Annotated in this window: 22 protein-coding genes; 15 read left to right on the top strand and 7 right to left on the bottom strand. The window is 64.3% G+C overall.

Annotated features, from left to right (window positions below):
* The first annotated feature begins 361 nt into the window (after positions 1-361).
* Positions 362-1,519 (top strand): alkaline phosphatase family protein, encoded by a 1,158-nt coding sequence (locus CH289_RS18730; RefSeq protein ID WP_026348068.1) that lies wholly within the window; start codon positions 362-364, stop codon positions 1,517-1,519.
* A gap of 73 nt (positions 1,520-1,592) precedes the next feature.
* Positions 1,593-2,717: a T3SS (YopN, CesT) and YbjN peptide-binding chaperone 1 gene (locus CH289_RS18725; protein WP_033187804.1), complete on the top strand. Its 1,125-nt coding sequence runs from the start codon at positions 1,593-1,595 to the stop codon at positions 2,715-2,717.
* A gap of 96 nt (positions 2,718-2,813) precedes the next feature.
* On the opposite strand, the gene CH289_RS18720 is transcribed toward CH289_RS18725, so the two are convergent.
* Genes CH289_RS18720 through CH289_RS18710 form a run of 3 tightly spaced genes read right to left on the bottom strand, consistent with a single transcriptional unit; the run spans position 2,814 to position 4,981 of the window.
* Positions 2,814-3,215 carry a RidA family protein gene (locus CH289_RS18720; RefSeq protein ID WP_019666658.1) on the bottom strand — a complete coding sequence of 134 codons (402 nt, stop codon included), beginning with the start codon at positions 3,213-3,215 and terminating at the stop codon, positions 2,814-2,816.
* 12 nt (positions 3,216-3,227) lie between these two features.
* Positions 3,228-3,986 carry an IclR family transcriptional regulator gene (locus tag CH289_RS18715; protein ID WP_019666659.1) on the bottom strand — a complete coding sequence of 253 codons (759 nt, stop codon included), beginning with the start codon at positions 3,984-3,986 and terminating at the stop codon, positions 3,228-3,230.
* Complete coding sequence (locus CH289_RS18710) at positions 3,983-4,981, bottom strand: sugar kinase (protein WP_094725118.1); 999 nt, start codon at positions 4,979-4,981, stop codon at positions 3,983-3,985. Before CH289_RS18710 ends, CH289_RS18715 begins: the two co-directional genes overlap by 4 nt.
* Before the next feature lie 103 nt (positions 4,982-5,084).
* Here CH289_RS18710 and CH289_RS18705 point away from each other — a divergent pair, with 103 nt between their 5' ends.
* The 4 genes from CH289_RS18705 to CH289_RS18690 are packed head-to-tail and all read left to right on the top strand — an operon-like array spanning position 5,085 to position 10,026.
* A complete protein-coding gene (locus tag CH289_RS18705) occupies positions 5,085-6,368 on the top strand; it encodes an alanine racemase (RefSeq protein WP_094728372.1) in 1,284 nt (427 codons plus the stop codon).
* Positions 6,369-6,377: 9 nt separating this feature from the next.
* Positions 6,378-7,970 carry an N-acyl-D-amino-acid deacylase family protein gene (locus CH289_RS18700; protein ID WP_094728371.1) on the top strand — a complete coding sequence of 531 codons (1,593 nt, stop codon included), beginning with the start codon at positions 6,378-6,380 and terminating at the stop codon, positions 7,968-7,970.
* Positions 7,967-8,596 carry a bifunctional 4-hydroxy-2-oxoglutarate aldolase/2-dehydro-3-deoxy-phosphogluconate aldolase gene (locus tag CH289_RS18695; protein WP_019666663.1) on the top strand — a complete coding sequence of 210 codons (630 nt, stop codon included), beginning with the start codon at positions 7,967-7,969 and terminating at the stop codon, positions 8,594-8,596. Before CH289_RS18700 ends, CH289_RS18695 begins: the two co-directional genes overlap by 4 nt.
* Positions 8,593-10,026: a GntP family permease gene (locus CH289_RS18690; RefSeq protein ID WP_037105375.1), complete on the top strand. Its 1,434-nt coding sequence runs from the start codon at positions 8,593-8,595 to the stop codon at positions 10,024-10,026. Before CH289_RS18695 ends, CH289_RS18690 begins: the two co-directional genes overlap by 4 nt.
* Before the next feature lie 12 nt (positions 10,027-10,038).
* Here the strand turns inward: CH289_RS18690 and CH289_RS18685 are convergent, their stop codons facing one another.
* Positions 10,039-11,130 carry a hypothetical protein gene (locus tag CH289_RS18685; protein WP_094728370.1) on the bottom strand — a complete coding sequence of 364 codons (1,092 nt, stop codon included), beginning with the start codon at positions 11,128-11,130 and terminating at the stop codon, positions 10,039-10,041.
* Between the two features lie 18 nt (positions 11,131-11,148).
* Between CH289_RS18685 and CH289_RS18680 the strand changes: the two genes are divergently transcribed.
* Positions 11,149-11,487 (top strand): thiamine pyrophosphate-dependent enzyme, encoded by a 339-nt coding sequence (locus tag CH289_RS18680; RefSeq protein WP_462052406.1) that lies wholly within the window; start codon positions 11,149-11,151, stop codon positions 11,485-11,487.
* A 1-nt stretch (position 11,488) separates the two neighbouring features.
* Here CH289_RS18680 and CH289_RS18675 read toward each other — a convergent pair whose 3' ends face one another.
* From CH289_RS18675 to pdxA, 3 genes are read right to left on the bottom strand one after another with little or no spacing between them, the layout of a single operon-like run.
* Positions 11,489-12,649, bottom strand: a complete 1,161-nt coding sequence (locus CH289_RS18675; RefSeq protein WP_020113046.1) for an NAD(P)/FAD-dependent oxidoreductase — start codon at positions 12,647-12,649, stop codon at positions 11,489-11,491.
* A 51-nt stretch (positions 12,650-12,700) separates the two neighbouring features.
* A complete protein-coding gene (locus CH289_RS18670) occupies positions 12,701-13,468 on the bottom strand; it encodes a DeoR/GlpR family DNA-binding transcription regulator (RefSeq protein ID WP_094728369.1) in 768 nt (255 codons plus the stop codon).
* A gap of 9 nt (positions 13,469-13,477) precedes the next feature.
* Positions 13,478-15,682, bottom strand: a complete 2,205-nt coding sequence (pdxA, locus tag CH289_RS18665; RefSeq protein ID WP_256977343.1) for a 4-hydroxythreonine-4-phosphate dehydrogenase PdxA — start codon at positions 15,680-15,682, stop codon at positions 13,478-13,480.
* 201 nt (positions 15,683-15,883) lie between these two features.
* On the opposite strand from pdxA, the gene CH289_RS18660 reads away from it, so the two are divergent.
* The 8 genes from CH289_RS18660 to CH289_RS18625 all read left to right on the top strand — a co-directional run bounded on the left by CH289_RS18660 (position 15,884) and on the right by CH289_RS18625 (position 23,469).
* Positions 15,884-17,461 carry an ABC transporter substrate-binding protein gene (locus CH289_RS18660; protein ID WP_094728368.1) on the top strand — a complete coding sequence of 526 codons (1,578 nt, stop codon included), beginning with the start codon at positions 15,884-15,886 and terminating at the stop codon, positions 17,459-17,461.
* Between the two features lie 3 nt (positions 17,462-17,464).
* Entirely contained in the window at positions 17,465-18,463 is a 999-nt protein-coding gene (locus CH289_RS18655) for an ABC transporter permease (RefSeq protein ID WP_080732858.1), read from the top strand.
* Complete coding sequence (locus CH289_RS18650) at positions 18,460-19,392, top strand: ABC transporter permease (RefSeq protein WP_037105360.1); 933 nt, start codon at positions 18,460-18,462, stop codon at positions 19,390-19,392. Before CH289_RS18655 ends, CH289_RS18650 begins: the two co-directional genes overlap by 4 nt.
* 3 nt (positions 19,393-19,395) lie before the next feature.
* Positions 19,396-20,229: an ABC transporter ATP-binding protein gene (locus tag CH289_RS18645; protein ID WP_020113039.1), complete on the top strand. Its 834-nt coding sequence runs from the start codon at positions 19,396-19,398 to the stop codon at positions 20,227-20,229.
* Positions 20,226-21,065, top strand: coding sequence for an ATP-binding cassette domain-containing protein (locus tag CH289_RS18640; RefSeq protein ID WP_094728367.1), 840 nt, complete (start codon positions 20,226-20,228; stop codon positions 21,063-21,065). Before CH289_RS18645 ends, CH289_RS18640 begins: the two co-directional genes overlap by 4 nt.
* Positions 21,062-22,018 carry an aldo/keto reductase gene (locus CH289_RS18635; protein ID WP_094728366.1) on the top strand — a complete coding sequence of 319 codons (957 nt, stop codon included), beginning with the start codon at positions 21,062-21,064 and terminating at the stop codon, positions 22,016-22,018. Before CH289_RS18640 ends, CH289_RS18635 begins: the two co-directional genes overlap by 4 nt.
* A 14-nt stretch (positions 22,019-22,032) precedes the next feature.
* On the top strand, positions 22,033-22,794 hold the full coding sequence (locus CH289_RS18630) for an HpcH/HpaI aldolase family protein (protein WP_020113036.1): 762 nt from the start codon (positions 22,033-22,035) through the stop codon (positions 22,792-22,794).
* 408 nt (positions 22,795-23,202) lie between these two features.
* The gene (locus CH289_RS18625; RefSeq protein ID WP_019666671.1) at positions 23,203-23,469 is read left to right on the top strand and encodes a hypothetical protein; all 267 of its coding nucleotides are present in this window, start codon (positions 23,203-23,205) and stop codon (positions 23,467-23,469) included.
* Positions 23,470-23,549: the final 80 nt, after the last annotated feature.

Genomic DNA, 23,549 nt, shown 5'->3' with positions numbered 1-23,549 from the left:
AAGATGTCACACCCACACCCCAAAAGGCATGAGCACCAAAAACATTCGGCACTGACATTCATCGACACACTGTTGAGTTCTCAAAGAACACGCACACACCGTTGCGTCAGCTTTCGCTTCGACTTCGGGGCTTACACGCTCATGTCCCTCACGATGTAAACTCTTACCTCGTAAGGGGCTGCCAGTTCGATCTGCGTCCAACCTCGTGTCCCGCACCTTTCGGTCCGGGTCGGTGTCCGTGTCGCTCTGACTGGACAAAAGTTACGCCAAGAAGAACTCCTTCGCAAATCGCCTGGTCAGGCGCTTGTACGAGTTAACAACAGAGGCTGCGCGGTGCCGGCGCGGCGCATACGGTTGCGTCATGCTGCTTTCACCGCGCTATGGAACGGGGTCCCTGTCCGATGTAGTGCCGTCCGTGGTCGCGCATCTGACGGGCAGTTCGTCTGCCGACAGACTCGGTCTCGATCTCCACGGTGTCCGACGAGCGTGTGTCCTGATGGTCGATGGACTCGGCAGCGAACAACTTGCCGATCATTCGGACGACGCGCCCTTCCTCACTGCACACACCACCCGATCGATCACCGCAGGATTTCCGAGCACGACGGCGACGAGCCTCAGCTCACTTGGCACGGGGCTCACTCCCGGAGAGCACGGTGTCGTCGGATATCTCGTCGCGCTTCCGGGCCACAAACGCCTCATGAACAGTCTTCAGTGGAAACTCCACGGGACGTCCGCGTCCGAGGGGCTACCGGCCGATGTGGTTCCGGAGCACTTCCAACCGCTACCGACCGCGTTCGAACGTGCGCGTGACGACGGTGTCCGCGTCGTTCACGTCGGTCCGTCGATGCAGGCGAGCTCAGGACTGACTCGTGCTTCTCTTCGCGGCGCGCAGTTCCGCAACTCGGTTTCCCTTGCCGATCTCGCGGCCGGAACACTCGACGCACTCGATGCTCCCGGCCCGACGCTGGTCTACGCCTATCACGGTGACCTCGACCTGGTGGGCCACGTCCGAGGACCGAAGTCGCACGCATGGCGCCTGCATCTTCGCCATGTCGACCTACTCGCCGAGTCGATCGCCGACGGTCTTCCACCCGACGGCGCGCTGATCGTCGTCGCCGACCACGGAATGGTTGGCATCGACCGGAGGTTCGACTACGACTCGACCCCGGAGCTGAGGGACGGCGTCAGGCTCCTGGGCGGAGAACCCCGGATGCGCTACCTCTACACACGGACCGGAAGTAGTAGTGACGTGCAGGTGACCTGGCAGGAGTCACTCGGGGAGCACTTCCTCGTCGTCACCCGCGAGGACGCACTGTCGCGAGGGTGGTTCGGCCCGGCGGTGTCCACTGCGTCCGCCGAACGAATCGGAGACCTGCTGGCCCTCGCGCAGGACGAATCGGCCGTGGTGAGAACGCAGGCGGAAGCGAACGCGTCGGCACTCGAGGGGCACCACGGGTCGCTGACGCCTGCCGAGCTACTCGTTCCAGCGACGGTCGTCCGAGCGGACAGCCGCCGCTGACCGGTTCTTGTCGGTACCCCGCGATAGCTTCTGTTCGATCGAATGTTCGAAGTTTGGTGGAACGGGGAGAAACATGCCGAAGCACAACTGTCCAGACCTTGACGCTGCAACGCAGTCCGACTGGACGAGGTTCACGACCGAACTGGCTGATCATCTGGCGTCGCTGGAACCAGGTGCGGAGCTGTCGATATCTCCCGACTTCGAGCCCGAGGGCTCACCGCGGCGAGCAATGCTTCTTCGCCTGACAGCGGAGGGGACGCTCGTGTGTGCATCGTCGGGGCTCGGTTCTCCCCCGCCTCCCTGGCAACCGGCCGAGGCCGACGGAATTTTCGTCGTCGAGGACGGCGCCGCGTGGGTCGACCGGTTGTGTTCGACGGTCGTCGAGCAGATCCGATGCGCGTGGAACATCCCGCATCCCTCGTTCCTCTTCCGGCCTGGGGCGAAGGCACCGACCGCACCGACACCCGACGAGTCGGCTTGTCCCCCGGATGTGGCGGGTCCGTTGCTGGAGACCTTCGGGGATCGGGTGTCGGTCACGCCCGACGGAGTCGTCAGCATCGCCATCGGGCCGGTCATCGCATACGTCACTGCTGCGGGCGTAGACGAGATCCGCATTCATGCGCTCGTCGTCGAGCGTATTGCCGGGCGAACACGGGCTGCGGAGGTCGTCGCGGATCTCAATCGCCGGCATCCGCGGCTGAAGTTCTTGTTGGTCGAGGACCGTGTCCATGTCGCGTGCACGATCGACGCCGATCCGTTCGTCCCACAGCACGTGGTGAATGCCGCAGGCCGCCTGGCGAAGTTCGCGGCGACGGTCGACGAGGAGTTCGCCGATCACGTCGGGGGTGTTGTTCCCACCCACGACGCGACCGAACAGGTCGACGGGTCCGCGGACCCCAGCGACGAGGAGCTTCCGCCGCAACTGATGACGTTGCTGGAGATGGATGCGGAGTCCGGTGGGAAGGTCGACGCCGACGACATCGTGTCGGTCTGCGGACCTGACCGCGCGAAGATCGGACGTTTCGAGGCGTTCTGCACCGAACAGGCAGAGTCTTGGCGCGAGTACGCGCAGGAAGCCATGCTCCGTGGAGAATCCGCGGCGGCCGAGGAGTGTGCGCTGGAGGCGGTTCCGTGGGACCGAGTTGTCCGAGCACTGCGCAGCGCGCTGGTGGCGATCAAGAATCTCGACAACGTCTGAGCTCGCCGGTTGGCGTGCATCCGTCGCCCGGCCGTGCTCCCCACGGCGAATGCCGCCATGACACGAGAGGAGCCCGGCCGGTTGTCGGACCCGGCGTCAGACGATCGCGACGGCGTCGATCTCGACGAGCATCTCTTCGCGAGGTAAACCGGTGAATACCGTTGTCCGACTGGGCAGGACATCTCCGGTGGTGTACTTCTGGACGAACTCGCCGTATGCGTCGTTCATGATGGCGAAGTCCTCGCGCTTGGTGAGGTAGACGCGAAGCATGACGACGTCGTCGAACGTTGCGCCGCTCGCTTCGACGATCGCGCGCACGTTCTCGAGCGTTCTCGTGGTCTGGGCGGCGACGTCGCCCGGGTACAGGTACTCGCTGGTCTTCGGATCGACCGGTCCCTGCCCGGAGACCTGCACGAACGGGCCCTTGCGCACCCCTTGGGAGAACGTGTGTGCGGGTGCCGGTGCCCCATCGGTTCGAACTGCGATCTTCTCGCTCATTACTTTCCTTTCTTACGAGGTCTTCTCGGTCGGCTTCCAGCCGAGATCGGCCGAAATGGCTTCGGCGACAGCCAGAATTTCGGGTAGTTTCCCGAGGACTTGTCCGTGGTCGAGGAGCATGTCCGGTACCGACATCGACACTGCCGCAACGGTTCGTCCGGTGCCGTCGAGGATCGGTACACCCACGCAGTTGACGAACGTCTCGTGTTCCTCGTGGTCCTCGGCGTAGCCCTGCTCGGCTACGAGGTCCAGTTCAGCGAGGTACCGCTCGGCGGAATCTATGGTCCGGTCGGTGAACCGCGCGTATTCGATGCGTTGCGCGATCTGCCGCTGCTCGGCACGTGGGAGTGCGGAGACCAGCACCTTTCCCACGGCCGTGCAGTGCAACGGGGCGGGTCTTCCGATACGCGAGTACATCCGGACGCTCTGCGTCGCATCGAATTTGTCGATGTACACCGCCTCGCCACCCTCGAGGGTTGCCAGGTGGATCGTCTGTCCGGTTGCGGCGTTGAGCGCAGCGAGGTGCGGCCTCGCTACCGTGCGCACATCCCTCTGTTCGAGTGCGCGGTTGGCGAGTTCGAAGAATCGTGACCCGAGCACGTATCGGTGGTCGGCGTCGTGCTGGACGAAGCGGTCCGACTCCATCGTGCGCAGCAGTCGCAGCACGGTTGTCTTGTGCACGTCCAGTTCTCGGGCTAGTTGGTCGAGCGACCTCGTCTCCTCCCCCAGGAGGCCGAGGATGGTCAATGCTCGGGACAGGCTTTGGCTCATTGCGCCACCAGATCAGCGAATCGTGCCGAGTTCCACTCCGCGTCGGGGAGGGCCAGCGCCGCGGCGAGCCGAGAGGGATCAGCGACTTCGGCCGCGTCACCGTGTGCGGTCAAGGCTCCTGCCGCGCAGAGGTGGCCGAGCCGGACCCTGTCCACAGCCGAGCGCCCGGTCAGCAAACCGGCAAGAAATCCGCCTGCGAACGCGTCGCCCGCGCCGATTTTTTCCACGACGTCGAGTGTGAGGGCAGGAACGTCGACGCGCGACGATCCGTCGAACGCGGTCACGACGTGCGCGTCGTTCTTGACCACCAGGTGCCGCGGTTCCGGGAACTCCGCGCGCAACGCTGCGGGATCGTCGATCCCGAAGACCTCGTGAGCCTCGTCGGCACCCATCAGCACCACGTCGCTGCCGCGGACATGGTCAGCCAGCACGGAGGATGCGTCGGAGATTCTCGAGCCCCACAGCGCGGGCCGAAAGTTCAGGTCGAAGCTGACGGTCGCCGCGGACGCCAGCAGTGCCCTCGACATCGACTCAGCCGAGGCCGACAACGCGACGGTGATTCCGGAGAGGTGGACGATGGCGGCCCCCTCGATCACGGTGGGAACCAGGTCTTCGGCAGACAGAGCGCTGGCAGCCGATCCTGTCCGGAAGTACGTCATGCGACTCTCGCCGCGCGGCAGATCGTGTCCGACGCCGGTGCCGGCTCCGCGTTCCTTGACGTAGATCCCCGTCGGACGTGCAGGGTCGACCGACACGGCAGATACGTCGACACCTGATTCGCCGAGTTGGCGTAGCAGGTATCGGCCGAATCCATCGTCTCCGACCCGTGACAACCAGGACGTAGACACACCCAGCTGGACGAGGACGCGTGCCACGTTGGCTTCGGCCCCACCTGCCGAGCGTCGAAACGAATCCGAGTCTTCGAGGGCACCGGGCTCGGCAACGAGAACCACGAGTCCTTCTCCGACGCATACCGCGCGAGGCGATGAAAGCAAGAGATCTCCTTCGAATGCTTGCGGGCCGGCCCCTGTTGGATGCACACTACTAATCACAAACATTTTGCGCAACAGTCGTTGCACATTACGCAACAGCACCGGCTTGGAGGTCTCCACCTTGATCGACACGCACGCCGTCAACGCCCTACGAGCGCGAAAGATCGGACCCGAACACAAATCGGTTCCACCCCACGCCTGGGGACGTTCGATCGAGGAGTTCGTCCGGGAAGCACCATCGGCGACGTCCTTCCAGACGCCGCTGTTGACGCTCGACGACAAACGAATCACTCACAACATCGAGGTCATGGCCGCCTGGGCTGCCGAGGCGGGTGTGAAACTCGCGCCGCACGGCAAGACGACGATGGCTCCGGCTCTCTGGAAACGCCAGCTCGATTCCGGTTCGTGGGCAATCACATTGGCGACCATCTGGCAGGTGCAGTTGGCGAGGACGTTCGGCGTCCAACGCATCATGCTGGCCAACGCCCTCGTCGACCCCGTCGGTCTCGCCTGGCTGGCACGGGAACTCGTCGAACATCCCGAGTTCGAATTCTACTGCTGGGCAGACGGACTCGGCACCGTCGAGGCAATGAACGCAGCCCTGTCCGACGCAGGCGCAACCAGGCCGGTCCACGTCGTCGTCGAGCTGGGCGGCGAGCACGGCAGAACCGGTGCGCGCACGATCGACGAAGCTCGTGCGGTCGCCGACGCCGTCGCCACGTCGCCTCGTCTGGCACTCGCGGGTGTCGGAGGATACGAGGGCGCACTCAGCCACGATCGGTCCGAGGCCGGCCTGAAGGCCGTCGCCGACTACCTCGATGCCGTCGCAACTCTCCATCGAGAACTCGACGCAGCAGGTCTCTACGCCGAGCACGCCGTGGTCACCGCGGGCGGAAGCGCGTATCAGGACATCGTGGCCGCGCACCTCGCGCCACTGGCCGACGAGGACGGCGCACGCGGCGTCGCGACCACGGTGGTGCTCCGGTCGGGGGCATACATCATCCACGACGACGGGTTCTACTCACAGATCTCACCGATGATCCCGAGCCGTTCGGACCATCCACTCGAAGCTGCGATGCACGGCTGGGCGCGCGTCGTGTCGCGCCCGGAGCCGGGCCTCGCGCTGCTCGATGCCGGCAAGCGGGACCTCCCCTACGACGAGGGTTTGCCCACTCCGCAGTCGGTCGACGGCGAGATCACCGCCCTCAACGATCAGCACGCCTTCCTTCGGTTCGACCCGGACGCCAGCGCGGCTCCGATCGGAAGCGTTGTTCGCCTGGGTCTTTCGCATCCGTGCACAGCCTTCGACAAATGGCGGCTGATCCCTCTCGTCGACGATGCAGGCAGCGACGATCCGCGCGTCGTCGACCTAGTCCACACCTTCTTCTAGGAGCCACGAATGACATTGCTGATTCGCGGAGCCGACGTCGTCGACGGAACCGGATCACCGCGCGTGCGTCGTGACGTCCTCGTCGACGGGGGCATCATCGCGGCCATCACCGAACCCGGCGTCACGACCGGCGCGGACAGGGTCATCGAGGCCGAGGCAGGGCATGTGCTCTCCCCCGGCTTCATCGACATGCACGCACATTCCGATCTTCGGTTGCTGACCGATCCAGGGCATTTCCCGAAAATCAGTCAGGGCGTGACCACCGAGGTCATCGGCCAGGACGGTATCGCCTACGCCCCGATCGACGACGCCACCCTCGACGTCGTACGTCGTCAGATCGCCGGCTGGAACGGCAACCCGTCGGACCTCGATTTTTCCTGGCGGTCGGTGGCCGAGTACCTGACGCGGCTCGATCAGGGCATCACACCGAACGCGGCGTACCTCGTACCTCAGGGCACGCTCCGGTATCTGGCCGTCGGCGGCGATCAGCGTCCGGCGACGCCTCGCGAGATCTCCCACATGCAGGAACTGCTTGCCCAGGGCCTGAGCGAGGGTGCCGTCGGGATGTCGAGCGGGTTGACGTACACACCCGGGATGTACGCCGGTACAAGCGAACTCCGCGCATTGTGCGAGGTCGTCGCCGATTTCGGAGGCTTCTACGCTCCGCACACGCGATCGTACGGCGCAGGTGCGCTGGAGGCGTATCAGGAGATGCTGGATCTTGCGCGGGCGACCGGATGCGCGCTGCACCTCACCCACGCGACCATGAACTTCGGCGTGAACCGCGGCCGGGCGGGCGAATTCCTCGACAAGGTGGATTCTGCCATCGCCGACGGCTGCGACGTCACGCTGGACACCTACCCGTACCTGCCCGGAGCCACGACGCTGTCCGCATTGCTTCCGAGCTGGGCCATGTCCGGTGGGCCGGATCAGGCGCTTGCCCGTTTCGGCGACCCGGAGATGCGCGCTCGCATCACCGAGGACGTGAACGTGAACGGATCCGACGGCTGCCACGGTGTGACGGTCGAGTGGGAGACCATTCAGATCAGTGGTGTCGCGAATTCGGAACTGGACTCGCTGGTGGGCAAGACGATGGTGGACATCGCCGCCGAACGGGGCGAATCGCCGGTGGACTCGTTCTTCGACATCCTTGTACGCGACCAACTGGCGACGACGATTCTGCAGCATGTCGGGCACGAGGAGAACGTGCGCGCGATCATGGCGCATCCTCGGCACATGGGCGGAAGCGACGCCATTCTCGTCGGCGAACGCCCGCATCCACGGGCGTGGGGAACATTTCCGCGCTACCTGGGCCACTACGTGCGCGAGGAGAAGCTCCTCGACCTGGAGGACTGCGTCAACCACTTGACCGGACGACCGGCGGAGCGGCTCGGACTCACCGACCGAGGAACCATCGCAGTCGGCAACGCTGCGGACCTGGTCCTCTTCGATCCCGATACAGTCCGCGACACTGCGACTTTCGAGCAACCGAAGCAACAGGCCGTCGGTATCGGCCATGTGATCGTGAACGGCCGCCTCGCCATCGACGACGGACAACCCACTGGCATTCTTGCCGGACATTCTCTGAGAGCGGAACGATGAACGCACTGCAGACCATTCTCGACGACCGTGCCCTCGCCGTGGTGCGAGCACCCTCGATCTCCGATCCGCAGGCACTCGCCGAGGCATTGGCCAGGGGCGGTATCCGCGCCGTCGAGCTGACGTTCACGACGCCTGGCGTGCTCGACCTGCTGCGTGTGGCCGCCGACGCGGGTGCGGTGATCGGGGCCGGCACGGTTCTGACGTCCGAACAGACCCGGGCAGCGATCGACTCCGGCGCGCAATTCCTCGTCACCCCCGGGCTCCGACCGGCCGTCGCCGAAGTCGCTTCGGCACGCGGTGTTCCGCTGATGATGGGTGCTCTGACTCCCAGCGAGGTGATGGACGCGATCGACATGGGTGCTGCGGCCGTGAAGATCTTCCCGGCACGAGCCCTCGGTCCCGCGCACTTCAAAGACCTGCTCGGGCCGTTGCCGGACGCCAAGCTCGTCCCGTCCGGCGGCGTCAACGCCTCCAATGCCGCGGACTTCCTCGCCGTCGGCGCAGTCGCCGTCACCGCGGGAACCGACGTCGTCTCGCCCGCCGCCGTCGCATCCGACGACTGGGACGGTATCGCCGAACGCGCACAACGTTTCGTCACTTCTCTTTCACCGAAAGGCACTTCATGAGTACCGCCGTCGACTGGCTCAGGACATCCACCCCTGGCCTTCTCGTACTGTGTGGCCTGGCCATCGCCGTACTTCTCTTCGTCATCATCAGGGTCAAGCTCGAACCGTTCGTTGCCCTGCTGATCGTCGGACTCGGTCTCGCGCTGGCGGCAGGCCTGCCGGTGTCGGAGATCGTGGGTACAGCGATCAAGAGCAACGAGTCACTGCTGGAAACCGGGTTCGGTGGCATTCTCGGGCACATCGCGGTCATCATCGGACTCGGCACCGTACTGGGCGCCATCCTCGAACGATCCGGTGGAGCACAGGCTTTGACCTCCAAGCTCCTCGGGGTGTTCGGGGACCGCGGTGCGCCGATCGCGATGGGCCTACTGGGTCTCATCTTCGGCATCCCGGTGTTCTTCGACATCGGCATCTTCGTTCTCGCGCCGTTGGTCTACGTGGCAGCTCGCCAGGGCGGTAAATCGTTGGTGCTGTATGCACTTCCGATGCTCGCCGGCCTCTCGATGACCCACGCATTCCTACCGCCTCACCCCGGACCGGTCGCTCTCGGCGGACTGCTCGAGGTCAACCTCGGCTGGCTCATCCTCATGGGATTCGTCTGCGGTATACCGGGATTCATCGCTGCAGGCCTCGTCTGGGGCAACTGGATCGGCAAACGCGTCATCGTCGATGTGCCCGAGGACTTCGTGAACGAAGGCGACGACGCCGAGCCGACGGGCGGCAGCGGCGTCGCGACCAAGCGTCCCGTCGTCACCACTCCCCCGTCGGTCGGACTCATCGGTGCGATCATCGCGGTCCCGCTCGTCCTCATCCTCGGCGCCACGTTCGGCAGCATCCTCCTCGACCCGGGCAATCTGCTCGAGGTGCTGACTTTCCTCGGCACACCGGCCGTCGCACTGCTCATCGCCGTGTTGATCGCGTTCTACGTTCTGGGGATCCGACGCGGTTCGACGGTTCAGGAACTGAGCACGTTGACCGGAGAATCCCTGCGTCCGGTCGGCATGTTGCTTCTGGTGGTCGGTGCAGGCGCCTTCTTCGGAAAGGTCATCTCGGCCACGGGAATCGGCACCGCCCTCGCCGACGCCATGGCCGCCGCCGGGTTGCCGATCATCGTCCTCGCGTACGTCATCAGCTGCGCGCTGCGTATCGCTCAGGGCTCGGCCACCGTCGCGATCGTGACGACCGGCGGAATCGTCGGACCTCTCGTTGCGGCGCAGGACTACTCACCGATGGCCACCGCGCTCGTCGCGATGTCGATCGCAGCGGGCTCCATCATTCTCAGTCACGTCAACGACGGTGGCTTCTGGATCATCGCGAAGTTCTTCAACATGACGGTCAAGCAGACACTGCAGACATGGACAGTGTTGGAAACGATTCTGTCGGTGGTCAGTTTCGCGGTGGCGGCAGTGCTCTTCGCCATCATCGCCTGACCCGTCGCGGCGCTAGAACTGGTCGCCGACGAAGTGAGTGTTGTCGGCGGACAGTTCGCGCTGGCCCGCGCGAGCCACGAGTGCATCGATTCTGCTGTCGAGGCTCTGCGCTTTCTGCATCACGTCCATGGTCCGCAGGTCGCCCTCCGCGTGGGTCACGAGATCCGCGACGCGCACCAGCGCTGCGACACGGTCGATGAGCTGAGACCACACGGTGCCGAGGGCAGTACGCCTGGTCGACACTTGGGCGCGGGTGGCGTCGTCGAACATCATCGCGGCGATGCCGTCGAGTTCGTCGCCGATCCCCCGCAACGAATGCACGTCGACGGAAATCTGGGTCAGCTCGTCGATCAGGTCGAGTTGCGTGCGCTGGACGAGAAAATGATCGGACCGCCACGCCGGTGAGGTGTGGATTCGGTCCACCGAGTGACCGGCGAGGAACAACAGGGCTTCGAATTTGTCCAGGAACGCGTCGTCCCGTCGATCCGCGTAGTCGACGACCACGCTCGCTGCCTTGTCCCCGAGCTCGGCGAACCGCGTGTTCCTGGCCGCCTCGGACATTCGTTCCGCCGCGGTCTCGAGCAAAGCCAACCCGGTGCGTTCCAGCGTCGTTCCCTGTTCGCGTCGAGGAACAGGGGTGTGCATCGTCGCGTTGAACAGCAGGTCACGCTGGTCGAGATCGAGGTGCAGACCGTCACGTCGATCCCGACGGACCGCCCGCACGCCGTGCGCGTAGTGCGTGCTGGAGAGCGTGAACTCCGCCCGCAGGTGGTCCAGTCGTTTCGCCAGTTCTGCGGCGCGCAGGCGGTACACCATCGCCGACCCAGGCTTGTTCTTCGTGTCCTTCGACAACCAGCGATCACGCTCGTCCGCCAGCACACGCACCGCACCGAACCCGCCGACGCTCGGCATCGACCTACCTGCTCGACGCCTGGCCGACAGCACCTCGCGCGTCGCCTCGTCGAGCCTTCCGGACGCTATCGCCAGGGCGGAGGCGTCGGACAACAACGGACGGCGGCCCTCGAGCCGTGCGTTCTCGCACCAGCGCCGCACTCGTTCCTCGACGCGTTCGCGCTCGGTTCCGATCTCCGGGTGTGCGGGCATTCTGGACTCCTCTGCCGTGTGTCGATATCCACTGTTCCAGAATTCTTCGATCGACGCGGCGGGAGCCCCGTCACACCGGGACCGTCGGTCCAGTTTCTCGAGCCATTCCACGGTGAGACGGCCGAGTACAACGACATCGTGTCCTGGGATTGGACAGCGATCCCCGCCGCGCTCGGCGTCGGTACCGAGCCCATCGTTCGGCGGGTCACGACAGTCGGCGAACTCCGCGATGCACTGAACGACGCAGCGGCACAACGAGACCGGATGGTCGTGATCGAGGCCGTCGTACCGCGGATGGACGTGCCTCCACTGTTGACTCAGCTGGCGACGGCAGCGAGCGCGGCGAACAAGTCCTGATTCACACGGGCGGGGCCGACGCGTCGGCGATGAGCTGTTTCCCGTCGTCCAGGCCTTCCCAGACGTTCCAGAACAGCACACCTTTCACTGCATCGGACTCGTCGACGTAATAGACGATGCCCTCGCTGGGCTTCGTCTTCCAGTCCTCCACCGTCTTCAACGACGTCGACACCGTGCCGACGGCCTGATATCCGTCGTCGAACACGTCGGAGTAGAAGTACGGGGTGTAGGTGTACGGGTCGGTGCCGCCCGCCATGATTCGACCGACCGCCTTACCCATCTCGTTGGCGTTGTCGACGTGCTCGATGCGTCGACGACCCAGGATCGCGTCGGGGTAGTTCGCAACGTCTCCCGCCGCGTGGATGTGCTCGTCGTCGGTCCGCAAGAACTCGTCGACGACGATGCCGTTGTCGGTTTTCAGCCCCGCTGCCTCGGCGAGGTCGGAGTTCGGGGTGACTCCGAGCCCGAACACCACTGCATCGGCTTCGAGAGCGGACCCGTCGTCGAGTTGTAGCTGAACCCGCGCCGACGCCTCGGCGCCCGACGTCACCTTCACTCCTCGGCGCACCGTCACACCGTGGTCGACGAAGCCCTGATCGAACGCCGTCGCCAGGGCGTCCGGGAACATGTGCGCACCGACCTTGGCGTCGGACGTGACCAACGTGACCTCGACGCCGTTCTGAACCAGGGCCGACGCGATCTCGGCGCCGATGTACCCACCGCCGACCACGGCGATGTGTGTCGCCGTCTGCAACTGCTCACGGAGCGCCCGGTAATCGGCGAACGTCCGGAAGTAGATCACCCGAGGACTCGGCGCGAGGTCGATCTGTCGGGGCGAGCCTCCCGTGGCCAGCAGCAGTTCGCCGTACTCGAATTCGTCACCCGAATCGGTGGCGACGGTCCGCTTCGCACGGTCGACGGACACCACCCGAGTGGTGGTATGTATCTCCGCGCCGGTCTCCGACGCCGTGTTCAGCGGGACCTGGTCACGTCCGAAATCCTTGTCGGTCCACAGTTTTTTCGACAGCGCGGGCCTGGTGTAGGGCTCGTCGCTGTCGGCGCCCAGAATTCCGATGGAACCCGTCTTGTCCAGCTCTCGAATTCCACGTGCAGCGTTGTCGGCGACCATTCCGCCGCCGACGATCAGATAGTCGTAGCGCACAATGCACTCCTTGCAGTAGACAACTGTCGGGTCGTCTACCCCGGATGCTCGTCAGACAATCACGACGTCGATCGATGCCCTCTCGAACGTCTCGATCTGCTCCCGAGTCGCGGCCGAATCCGTGACGAGCGTCGTACCGGGAGGAATGGGCGCCCAGGCGTGGAACGGCTTCTGCCCCAGCTTGGCCGAGTGCGCAAGTACATACGTACGTCCGGCGCGCTCCATCATCAGTTCCTTCAGCCGTGTCTGGACCAGTTCGGCCTCACAGATTCCGAACTCTGCCGTCACCGCGTCCGCGCCGAGAAACGCTCGGTCGAAGGAGACTCGCTGCAACGACGCCTCTGCGATCGGTCCGACGAATCCCTGGCTCAGATGCCGCAACGTGCCTCCGAGGCATTCGACCCGTACGGAATCGGCGTCGGCCAAGGCCTCGAGGGCAGTGAGTCCTGCCGCGATCACTGTCAGATCTTCCGCGTCACGAAGGAACTCACCCATGGTGCCCACCGTCGTACCGGCGTCGAGCAGGACAGTTTCGCCCGGGCATATCTGTCCGGCTGCCCACTCTGCGATCGCGCGCTTGGCTTCGAATCCTTCGAGAGATCGCTGGCGAAGCGATGACTCGGGATGTGGATTCAGTGCGATCGCGCCGCCGTAGGTTCTCGCCATGAGCCCCTGCGCGGTGAGCTGACTCAGATCACGCCGTATGGTCGACGCCGTCACGCCGAACTGCGCGGACAATTCCTCGACGCTTGCCAGCCCCGACGTCTGGGCCATACGCACGATCTCCGAGCGCCGTGCCTCCGACTCCCGTACCGCCACGCGCTCCCCTTACTTCAGAACAGTTGTGCTGGTTGCGAGTTCGGCAGCCTGCCGCAAAGCTTCGACCATACTACCGGCCTCCGCGATCCCCTTGCCCGCAATGTCGAAAGCGGTCCCGTGATCGACGGACGTACGGATCACCGGGAGCCCGACGGTGATGTTCACTCCCGCCTCGATTCCCAGAACCTTGACCGGCCCGTGCCCTTGGTCGTGGTACATCGCGACAATGAGGTCGTAGTCGCCGCGTCCGGCCAGGAAGAATGCCGTGTCGGCGGGTAGCGGACCGACTGCATCGATACCGTCTACCTTGAGCTTCTCGACCGCGGGAACGATCTTCAGGTCTTCTTCGCCGTAGCCGAACAGACCGTTCTCACCCGCGTGCGGATTGATGCCGCACACACCGATCTTGGGGCTGGCGTTCCCCGTCCGAACGAGCGCTTCGTACCCGCGACGAATAGTGCGTTCCACGAGTCCCGGCTCGATTTTCGCCACGGCGTCGAGCAGACCGATATGCGTGGTGACGTGGATGACCTTGAGCTTCGGGGTCGACAGCATCATCGACACCTCGTCGGTGCCGGTCAGATGTGCAAGCAGTTCGGTGTGGCCCGGGTAGATGTGTCCGGCCGCGTGCAACGCCTCCTTGTTGAGTGGGGCGGTGCAGATAGCCTGGACCTCTCCGCGCACCGCCAACTCGCTGGCAACCCGAATGTATTGGTATGCGGCGTCACCGGCGATTGCGGAGAGCTCGCCCCAAGCCAGGTCGTCGGGCAACAGGTCGAGGTCGATCACGTTGATGCGCCCGGGGGTGAACTCCGCATCCGCAATGGTCTCGACTACAGCGATGTCGACATCGAGACCCAGTACCTCCGCGGCCGACAACAGGCGCTTGGCGTCACCGATGACAACCGGTCGGCACCACGAGATCGTCTTGGCGTCGAGGAGCGCCGGCACGATCACTTCGGGTCCGACGCCTGCGCCGTCGCCCATCGTGACGGCGACGAGTGGAAGTGGGGTCGATTCTGACATGAAAGATTCCTTGCTGTCGGTGCTGGAAGAACGTAACGAGTCTGCGAGAACACGGAGGCTGTCGACGCCTCCGAAACTGCCCGGCCGTGTGATGACCCGGCGGCCGGCAGGTGTCAGGGAAAGTACTGCGCCGGTCTCGATTTCGCAGACCGGGGTCAACCTGCGCACTCCCAGCCGGTCGAGAACGGTTCGAGCGGTTTCGCCTCCGGTGAGAACGAGGTCGGATTTCCGATCGCGCTCGACCCGGGCAACCAACTGCGCGAGACCGGCGACCACTGCAGCTGAATCGGCCGGTGTGACGGGGCCCGAGACCGTCACTATCGCGGTGCCTGAATCCAGCGCGTCGAAGATCGGTTCCACGTCGATCGTGCCTGCGACCAACGCCCTCGCATCCAGGTGAACGTGCGGGACTCCGGCATTCTCCAGGGCACGAACCTGTTCGACTGCAACGAGATCGGCGGTTCCGACGACGACGAGCACGCTCCTCCCGGCGAAATCGTGATCCGCGGTGGGGTGCGTGTGTGCACTCACCGAGGTGGCGCGTGCCACCGACGCCATGAGCGCCGCCGTTCCCACCAGCCGGACACCGGTGATCGACTGCGACGCGGCGACAACGGCGTCGATGTCCGCATCGGTTTCTGCATCGCACACAGGTACGCGGCCCAGCGCCACGAGGTCGGAGAGCACGTCCGCCAGTCCGGCCCCACGAACCTGCTCGAGAGAGACACCCGTCGGAGAGATGTTCCCCAGGGCAGCGGCCACGGACGTAGGAGGCGAATCCCGTTCGGCATGCCACAGTGCAGTCCGATGCAGCGGGACGTCCTGAACGTGTACGACGCCGTCGACGACGGTCCGCCCGATTGCTGGGAATGCTGCCACGACGACGACCGCAGATCCGTCGGCTGCGAGTGCGCCGACCTCGGCCTCGATGTTGCCTCTCAGCAGGGAGTCGATCTTCTTGACCACGCGCGCCCCAGGAAAGCAGGCGAGCGAGTCTTCGACGGCTCGCGCGGCGTCGGCGCGGTCGAGCTTGCGAGTGTGCAGGTCGACGACGGTGATTCGAGAGGTCACCTCGTTCGGCGAGGGAACACCCAAGCCGAGAGACACGTCCGAGGCCAGGAAGCCGGCTGCCGACTCGGCTGCGCCGGACAGGTCGTCGGCGAGTATCACCAGCGAGTCGATCCCCACGATCCGTCCTTTCGTCGATGTTCCGAGTATGCACGCTTTCGTGAAAACATGCGCGAACTACGCAACAAAAGCTACGGGTCTTGCGCGAAACGCGCAAGAGTGCCATTGTGAGCTGAGTTACAAGCGTCGCCTGCGGTAAGAACACCTCACCGCGTGCACGCTTCCTCGCGTTTTTGCCAGTTCGAAAGGTCAAGGTCACCGATGACCCCATCTCGTTTGCGGATGCCGTCCGTGTCGCGGCGGAACTTTCTGCAGTACGCCGGCATGGCCGGAGGCGTGACGCTGCTCGGTTCAACCGTCGCGTGCGCAGGCCCGACCGGGAAACCGTCGCAGGACACCCTCGTCCTCGGGCTCAACCGCTCACTGGTGAGCCTGGACAACAAACTCAACCAGTTCGACGCCGCGGTCACAGCACAGCGCGGCGTCCGCCAAGGACTGACCCGTATCGGCGACGACTTGACGCCACAGCTCGTTCTCGCCGACCGATTCGACGCCACGTCCCCCACCGAGTGGACGGTTCGCCTTCGTGAAGGCGTCAAGTACTCGGACGGGACTCCGGTGAGAATCGAGGACATCTCCGTCGCCATGGAGATGTACCAACAGGTCAGCGGCTCGTTCGTGGCACCTCAGTTCCCCGAGTGGCCGACGGTCGTACCTGTCGACGACCGCACGTTCATCCTCAGGACCACCGCTCCTCTGCCCGTCCTGGACAGCCTCATGTCCAATATCCTCATCACGCCCGCATCCGCCAACGAGCCCAACGAACTGCAGTCCGGAATCGGCACCGGACCGTTCGTGGTGACCGAATCGAACCGCGGCACCGGTGAATACACCCTCGTGGCAAACGAGTTCTACTGGGGCGAGGCGCCCAGCGTGCAACAGGTTCGCGTGCGATTCATTCCAGAAGAGGCAGCCCGCGTCGTCGCACTGCGTAGCGGTGAGGTCGACGTCATCGACTCGATCAGCCCCGATTCGGCCGAACAGCTCGCATCCCTCCCCGGTGTCCAGATCGAGACGGTGCCGAGCACGCGTATCAATCAGCTGTTCTTCAATTTCCGAAAGCCCGCAGATCACCCACTCGCGAACGCGCGGGTACGCGAGGCTCTGACCTACGCGATCGACGGGGAATCGCTCGCTCGCGACGTTCTGATCGGCTCCGCCGTTCAAGCAACAGGTGCAGCGCCCAGCACATTGTCCGGTGCAGTCGAGACAGGCCAGTACACGTTCGATCCGGCGAAGGCACGGCAGATACTCGACGCCGAGGGGGTCACCGACCTCGAATTGACGTTCATCTGGGAGACAGGAGAATTCACCAACGACGTTTCCCTCATGGAGTCGGTCACGCAGATGATGACCGACATCGGCGTGCGAGTGAAGCTTCAGCAATTCGAACCCGGGGGCGACATCAGCTCGTGGCGTCAGGGCAAGGTCGGCGACTGGGACGTGCTCGGCAACGGGTACGGCAACCAGACCGGGCTTGCACTGACCACCATCCAGGGCATGTACGCCGGCACGGCGGAGAAGGAAGCAACCCGCGACACCTACCACGGGTACGTATTTCCCGAGATCACCGAGAAGATCGAACTTGCGTCGAGCGAACCCGATCCAGTGCGTCGCGCATCACTGCTCGCCGATGCCCAGCAGGACATCTGGAACACGTGGCCGTGCCTGTGGAGCTTCGTTCCGAACGCGCTGCTGGCCAAGCGGACCCGCGTGCAGAACGTAGCGCTGACGCCCATCAACTCCTACGACCTCGGCTCAGTCCGACTGGAGGCCTGAGTCATGACCCTGACACTCGACAAGAAGAAGCAGGCCCCGGTGATCGGCCGAGCGGCGAAGAATGCGACGGCTCGCTACGTTCTCAAGCGCCTCGCGCAGAGCGTTCTCACTATCTTCCTGACGCTCACCACCGTCTTCGTTCTCATCCGGATGGCACCAGGCGACCCCGCCTACGCACTCGCCGGCCCTCTTGCTTCCACCGAGGATCTCGCACAGATCCGCTCGGACATGGGACTCGACAAGTCCGTGTTCCAGCAGTACCTCATCTACCTGTGGGATCTGCTGCACTTGCAGTTCGGCACGTCGTACTCGTTCCAGGCTCCTGCTCTCGAGGTCGTCTTCGACCGCCTGCCGTACACGATCACTCTGGCCGTCGCTGCGATCCTGCTGACCGCAGTGCTGTCGATTCCACTCGGTGTGTGGATGGCCAAGCACGCCGACACCCGCCGCGAGCTCGGAGCCAATGCCGTCACCGTTGCAGGCCAGTCGATGCCGGAATTCTGGAGCGGGCTGATGCTCGTGACGTTGTTCGCCGTTCTCGTTCCTGTTCTTCCGGCAGCCGGTTTCACCACATGGTGGTCGCTCATCCTGCCCACGGTGACGATCTCCATCCTGCAGATCGCGTTGATCTCGCGGATGGTTCGACGAGAGATGGTCAATGCCTATGCGTCGCCGTACATCACGGTCGCGCGATCGCGCGGCATCTCCGAACGCGAACTCACGTGGCGCTACGCGATGCGCAACTCGGCGATCCCCGTCGTCACCGCTCTGGGGACTCGGTTCGCAGGCATGCTCAACGGTGTCGTCGTCGTGGAAGTCGTCTTCGCGTGGCCCGGTGTCGGTTCCCTCGTCGTCCGCGCGCTCGAAACACGTGACTATCCGCTCATCCAGGCGACCGTACTCGTCACTGCGATCCTCGCCGTTCTGGTGCAGTTGCTCGTCGACCTCTGCTACCCACTCCTCGATCCTCGGGTCCGCCTCGGAAAGGGCGTAAGCAAATGACCGCAGTGCTGGAACCTCCGGTGAACAAGCGCCCGAGCGCTGTCACCGCAGCCGACTTCGCCCGCGCGGGCGCAACTCGACGCCGACGCGACAGCCGCGTCAAGATCTGGGCCGGCACGGCCTTGTCGTTGCTGGTCATTCTGCCCGTCGCACTCGCCGGCCTACTCCCCCTCGACGACCCCAATCAGACCAATCTGGTCCAGCGTCGGCTCCCACCGTTGACCGACGGTCACCTTCTGGGTACTGATCAGCTCGGTCGAGATCTACTGTCGCGCATTCTCTTCGGAGGCCAGGTGTCGCTGACGATCGGCATCCTCGCCGTCGTCGTCTCCGGGATCATCGGCGTCGTGGCCGGCAGCGCAGCCGGGTACTTCGGCGGCTGGGTCGACGCCGTCATCTCCCGGTTGCTCGAAGCGCAGCTCTCGCTGCCCCTTCTGATGATGCTGCTCCTCGTCGTTGCACTCTTCGGCCCCTCGATCCCGGTCATCACCTTCGTGATCGCGATCGCACAGTGGCCCGAGGTCGCCAGGCTCACGCGATCGCTCGTTCTGGTCGAACGCGAGAAGCCCTACGTCGCCGCAGCTCGCGTCCTCGGGCTGAGCCGCACCGCGATCCTGCTCCGCCACGTGGTCCCCAACATCATCAAGCAGGCCTCGCTCGTCGTATTGCTGCTCCTCGCCCAGGCGGTCCTGCTCGAGAGCTCGTTGTCCTACCTCGGCGCAGGCCCGCAGCGACCGTTCGCCACGTGGGGCCGCATCATCTCCGACGGGCAGGACTACATCACCACCTCGTGGTGGATCGTCACCTTCACGGGACTGATGATCGTGATCCTCGTGGTCGGGGTGAACCTCCTCGGCGACGGTCTCCGCGACCGCCCCGCGGGATCCGGCAGATTCGGCATTTTCCCTCGCTTCAAGAAAGGCGCATAAGTCATGGGAAACCTATTGAAGGTCGACGAACTCCAGATCGAACTCGTTACCGACAAGGGCGTCATCCGGGCCGTCGACGGTGTGTCGTTCTGCATCGACGCCGGTGAAACGGTCACGATCATCGGTGAATCCGGCTCCGGCAAGTCGACGACGGCAATGGGCCTGCTGGGGCTGTTGCCGTCGGATCTCGCGGTGATGTCAGGATCGGTGACCTTCAAGGACACCGAGATCCTCGGTAAGGACAAGCAGCTGAGCAAGATTCGCGGGAAGCACATTGCATTGATTCCGCAGGATCCGATGACGGCGCTGTCCCCGGTTCACACCATCGGCAACCAATTGAAGGAAGCTGTCCGGCACAGCGGCGTGACGGGAAAGTCCAAGCAGACGGCGCGCTGCATCGAGCTCCTCGAACAGGTTCGCATCCCCGACCCGAAAATCCAGTTGGGCAAGTATCCCCATCAGATGTCGGGCGGCATGCTTCAGCGTGTGCTGATCGCCAGTGCTCTTGCCTCGAGCCCGGAATTGATCGTTGCCGACGAGCCCACCAGTGCCCTCGATGTCACGGTGCAGGCCAGCATTCTCGATCTGCTGATGGAGCTGCAGGAACGAACCGGCATCGGGATGCTGGTCATCACCCACGATCTCGGTGTCGCACGGTTGGTGTCGGACCGCATCTACGTCATGAAGAGCGGTGTCTTCGTCGAGGACGGTGGTGCGGAAGAACTCGTCGGAGCGCCCCGGAATCCGTATACCAAGAAGCTGCTGGACGCGATCCCGCACCTCGGGACCTGGAACCAGAGTGCCGGCCAACCAGAACGAGTCGAGGTAACGGTATGACCACCCCATTGCTGTCGGTGGAGAATCTCGTCGTCGAGTACCCCGTCGCCGACGGCGTGTTCCGAGCTGTCGATTCGGTGAGCTTCTCGGTCGACAAAGGCAAGACGCTGGCCGTTGTCGGTGAGTCGGGCTGCGGAAAGTCGACGATCGCGAAATCCATCGTTCGTCTGCTCACCCCCACCTCGGGCCGCATCGTCGTGGACGGAACGGACATCGCCGGACTGTCCGAGAAGTCCCTACGCCCGTTCCGATCTCGCGTACAGATGGTGTTCCAGGATCCGTACGGATCACTCGATCCTCACCTGACCGCAGTGGACATCGTCGGCGAACCACTGCGACTGAAGGGAATTCGCAGCAAGTCCGAGCGAGCCAAGAAGGCAGCGAGACTCATCGATCAGGTCGGCCTGCCGAGCACTGCACTGAACCGCCGACCGGTCGAATTCTCGGGTGGCCAACGTCAACGCATCGGCATCGCCCGCGCACTCGCGTCCGGGCCGGAAATTCTGGTGTGCGACGAAGCGACGAGCGCCCTCGACGTGTCCGTGCAGGCGCAGGTTTTGACTTTGTTGCGGGAGATTCAGCAGGACACCGGACTCACCTACGTCTTCATCTCGCACAACCTGGGTGTCGTCCGCGAGATCAGTGAAACCGTCGTCGTGATGAGCAAGGGCCGCATCGTCGAAGGAGGCGACACCGAGGAGGTGCTCGCACGCCCCAAGGAGCCCTACACCCGGGCGCTGCGCGCAGCTGCCCTCGACCCGGCGACAATGGTCGGAATCAAGCCTCGTCACATCGTGTCTCGCCTGTCCACCTCTTCCGTAGGAGCTCCTGCATGACCTCGCTCGACATTTCCCCACTCGTACTGGGCACCATGACGTTCGGCGACACCGTCGACGCCGCCGGGTCTGCGAAGATGTTCGACGCTGCAGTCGACGCAGGCATCACCCACATCGACACCGCGAACGGGTACGCGGGCGGTGAATCCGAGCGGATACTCGCGGACCTGCTCGCAACTCGTCGCGATCGGGTGACCCTCGCGACGAAAGCGGGAATGCCCAACCCCGACGCCGGGGACAACAGCCCGTTGTCACCGAAGGGTCTTCGTCTGAGCGTGGAGGCAAGCCTGGCTCGCCTGAAGACGGACTACGTCGACCTGTTCTATCTGCACCAGCCGGATCGCGCGACATCGATCGCCGACACCTTGGCAACCGTCGCCGAACTGGTGCAGGAGGGCAAGATTCGTGCTCTGGGCGTCTCGAACTTCGCGGCGTGGCAGATCGCCGAGGCAAATCGGGTAGCCGACGAGGTCGGCGCGCCGCGACCGATGGTTGCGCAGCAGCTGTACAACCTCCTCGCCCGGAGGATCGAAGAGGAATACGTCGAGTTCGCCGACGTGACCGGATTGATCACGATGGTGTACAACCCACTCGGTGGCGGGTTGCTCACCGGCAAGCATTCCTTGGACGCGACACCGACCGACGGACGATTCGGCGATTCACGCCTGGCTGCCATGTATCGCGAACGGTACTGGAACACAGCGATTTTCGACGCTGTCGCGCAGCTCACCACGATCGCCGACGACGCGGGCGTGCCGCTGACCGAACTTGCCCTGCGGTGGCTGGTGTCCAAGCCTGCCGCCGGTCCCATCCTGCTGGGTGGATCCAAGGTCGAGCACCTGCAGTCCAACATCGCCGCGATCGCGAAAGGCCCACTCGGCTCCGACGTCGTGGATGCGTGTGACGACGTCGGCTCCGCGCTGCGTGGACCGATGCCGAACTACAACCGCTGAAAGGCCCCCTACACATGTCTGCACAGGAATTCGCCGCTCGCGTCAGAAACCGGGAGCGCATCCTCGGCTACTGGTCCGTCATCGACAGCCCGGTCTCCACGGAGTGGCTCGCCCATGTCGGCTGGGACTACATCGCACTCGACCTGCAGCACGGATTGATCGGATACTCCGGAATGCTCGCCGGGCTCACCGCCATCGATGCAGCCAACGGCCCCGCCGGACTGATCAGGGTCGAAGCGAACAACGCGACGGTCATCGGGCGTGCGCTGGACGCAGGTGCGGCGGGCGTCATCGTTCCGCTCGTCGACACGGCAGCAGACGCAGCGGCGGCGGTCTCGGCGGCAACGTATCCCCCCACCGGCATTCGGTCCTACGGTCCGATGCGCTCGCAGCTTCGAATCGGACCCAACCCTGCCGATGCCGACCGTGACACCGTTGTGCTGGCGATGATCGAGACGCCTCAGGGCCTGGCCAACGTCGAGGAGATCTGTGCCGTTCCAGGTCTCGACGGTGTCTACGTCGGCCCGTCCGATCTGCGACTCGCGGTGGGTGGATCGTCACCGACCGACGCCTCCGTGGACGAGCAGTTCGAGGCTGCGCTCGTTCGGGTGTGCCGAGCCGCGGCCGCAGCAGGCATCACGGCCGGCATCCACACACCGTCCGGCGCTGTGGCAGCCAAGCGCTTGGACGAGGGGTACACACTGGCGACCGTCGCGTCGGACCTGACACATCTGAAAGCTGTGTCCGCCGATCATCTGAAGGCCGCCCGCGGCTGACCGAGCACGCCGCTGACCGACCACATGACATGGCGCTTCGCCCCCGGTGACACAACTTCGTGGCATCGGGGGCGTTCGTGTGTGACCAGCCGTGGACGTGGAAATCGGCGCTCATCGCAAAATGCATCCAGTACGCAATGCTCACGGCTACGAAGACTCAATGTGGGACGAACATCGACCGCCGCAGTCAGGAACACCGCGCTCGCTCGCGGTGTTGCTCCGACGGATGGCAGGCACCGGGTGGCTGCGGATTGTTGGCAGCATCACAGCTTCAGATGGTTGGCCCAGCCCACAAGACTGGGCATCTTGGTAGGGGCCACGAAACATCGTTGACACATAGAGCGACCGTGTAACAGTTCCGAGGAGCGAAACGAATCATTCCTCAGGACGCGAACAAAAGGAGACGATGTGACTTTGCAGATCGATTCGCTCGCTATCAGCGCCGACGAAGCACCAACGCACGACGTACAGATCGACCAGCTCCACGAGCAGGTCGAGACGCTCGACGCCGATATCCTGGGCGCTATCGAGCTCCGCACCGAACTGGTGCGCAAACTGGCTGCAGCCACAAGCGACGCAGCCGTATCGACCACCACGTCGACTTTCGACGAGCTGGGTTCCGACGGTTCGGCCCTGTCGCGGATGCTCGCCCGCATCGCCTCGGTGACCCGCTAGAACCGTTACATCCCCCTCCTTGTTTGCCACGAGGCCCCGAGCAGCACTGCTGCTCGGGGCCTCGTCGTCTGTGCGGTCAG

Origin of the sequence: Rhodococcus sp. RS1C4 (assembly GCF_002258225.1) — a bacterium.
Lineage (GTDB): Bacteria > Actinomycetota > Actinomycetes > Mycobacteriales > Mycobacteriaceae > Rhodococcoides > Rhodococcoides fascians_E.
The sequence above is the reverse complement of the archived record's forward strand: the minus strand, read 5'-3'. Positions and strand labels throughout refer to the sequence as shown.

What these genes read in the sequence shown, in the direction of transcription:
- CH289_RS18730 (WP_026348068.1), top strand. Translation starts at nt 362, where the DNA reads ATGCTGCTTTCACCGCGCTATGGAACGGGGTCCCTGTCCGATGTAGTG.
- CH289_RS18725 (WP_033187804.1), top strand. Translation starts at nt 1,593, where the DNA reads ATGCCGAAGCACAACTGTCCAGACCTTGACGCTGCAACGCAGTCCGAC.
- CH289_RS18720 (WP_019666658.1), bottom strand. Translation starts at nt 3,215, where the DNA reads ATGAGCGAGAAGATCGCAGTTCGAACCGATGGGGCACCGGCACCCGCA.
- CH289_RS18715 (WP_019666659.1), bottom strand. Translation starts at nt 3,986, where the DNA reads ATGAGCCAAAGCCTGTCCCGAGCATTGACCATCCTCGGCCTCCTGGGG.
- CH289_RS18700 (WP_094728371.1), top strand. Translation starts at nt 6,378, where the DNA reads ATGACATTGCTGATTCGCGGAGCCGACGTCGTCGACGGAACCGGATCA.
- CH289_RS18695 (WP_019666663.1), top strand. Translation starts at nt 7,967, where the DNA reads ATGAACGCACTGCAGACCATTCTCGACGACCGTGCCCTCGCCGTGGTG.
- CH289_RS18690 (WP_037105375.1), top strand. Translation starts at nt 8,593, where the DNA reads ATGAGTACCGCCGTCGACTGGCTCAGGACATCCACCCCTGGCCTTCTC.
- CH289_RS18685 (WP_094728370.1), bottom strand. Translation starts at nt 11,130, where the DNA reads ATGCCCGCACACCCGGAGATCGGAACCGAGCGCGAACGCGTCGAGGAA.
- CH289_RS18660 (WP_094728368.1), top strand. Translation starts at nt 15,884, where the DNA reads ATGACCCCATCTCGTTTGCGGATGCCGTCCGTGTCGCGGCGGAACTTT.
- CH289_RS18655 (WP_080732858.1), top strand. Translation starts at nt 17,465, where the DNA reads ATGACCCTGACACTCGACAAGAAGAAGCAGGCCCCGGTGATCGGCCGA.
- CH289_RS18650 (WP_037105360.1), top strand. Translation starts at nt 18,460, where the DNA reads ATGACCGCAGTGCTGGAACCTCCGGTGAACAAGCGCCCGAGCGCTGTC.
- CH289_RS18645 (WP_020113039.1), top strand. Translation starts at nt 19,396, where the DNA reads ATGGGAAACCTATTGAAGGTCGACGAACTCCAGATCGAACTCGTTACC.
- CH289_RS18640 (WP_094728367.1), top strand. Translation starts at nt 20,226, where the DNA reads ATGACCACCCCATTGCTGTCGGTGGAGAATCTCGTCGTCGAGTACCCC.
- CH289_RS18635 (WP_094728366.1), top strand. Translation starts at nt 21,062, where the DNA reads ATGACCTCGCTCGACATTTCCCCACTCGTACTGGGCACCATGACGTTC.
- CH289_RS18630 (WP_020113036.1), top strand. Translation starts at nt 22,033, where the DNA reads ATGTCTGCACAGGAATTCGCCGCTCGCGTCAGAAACCGGGAGCGCATC.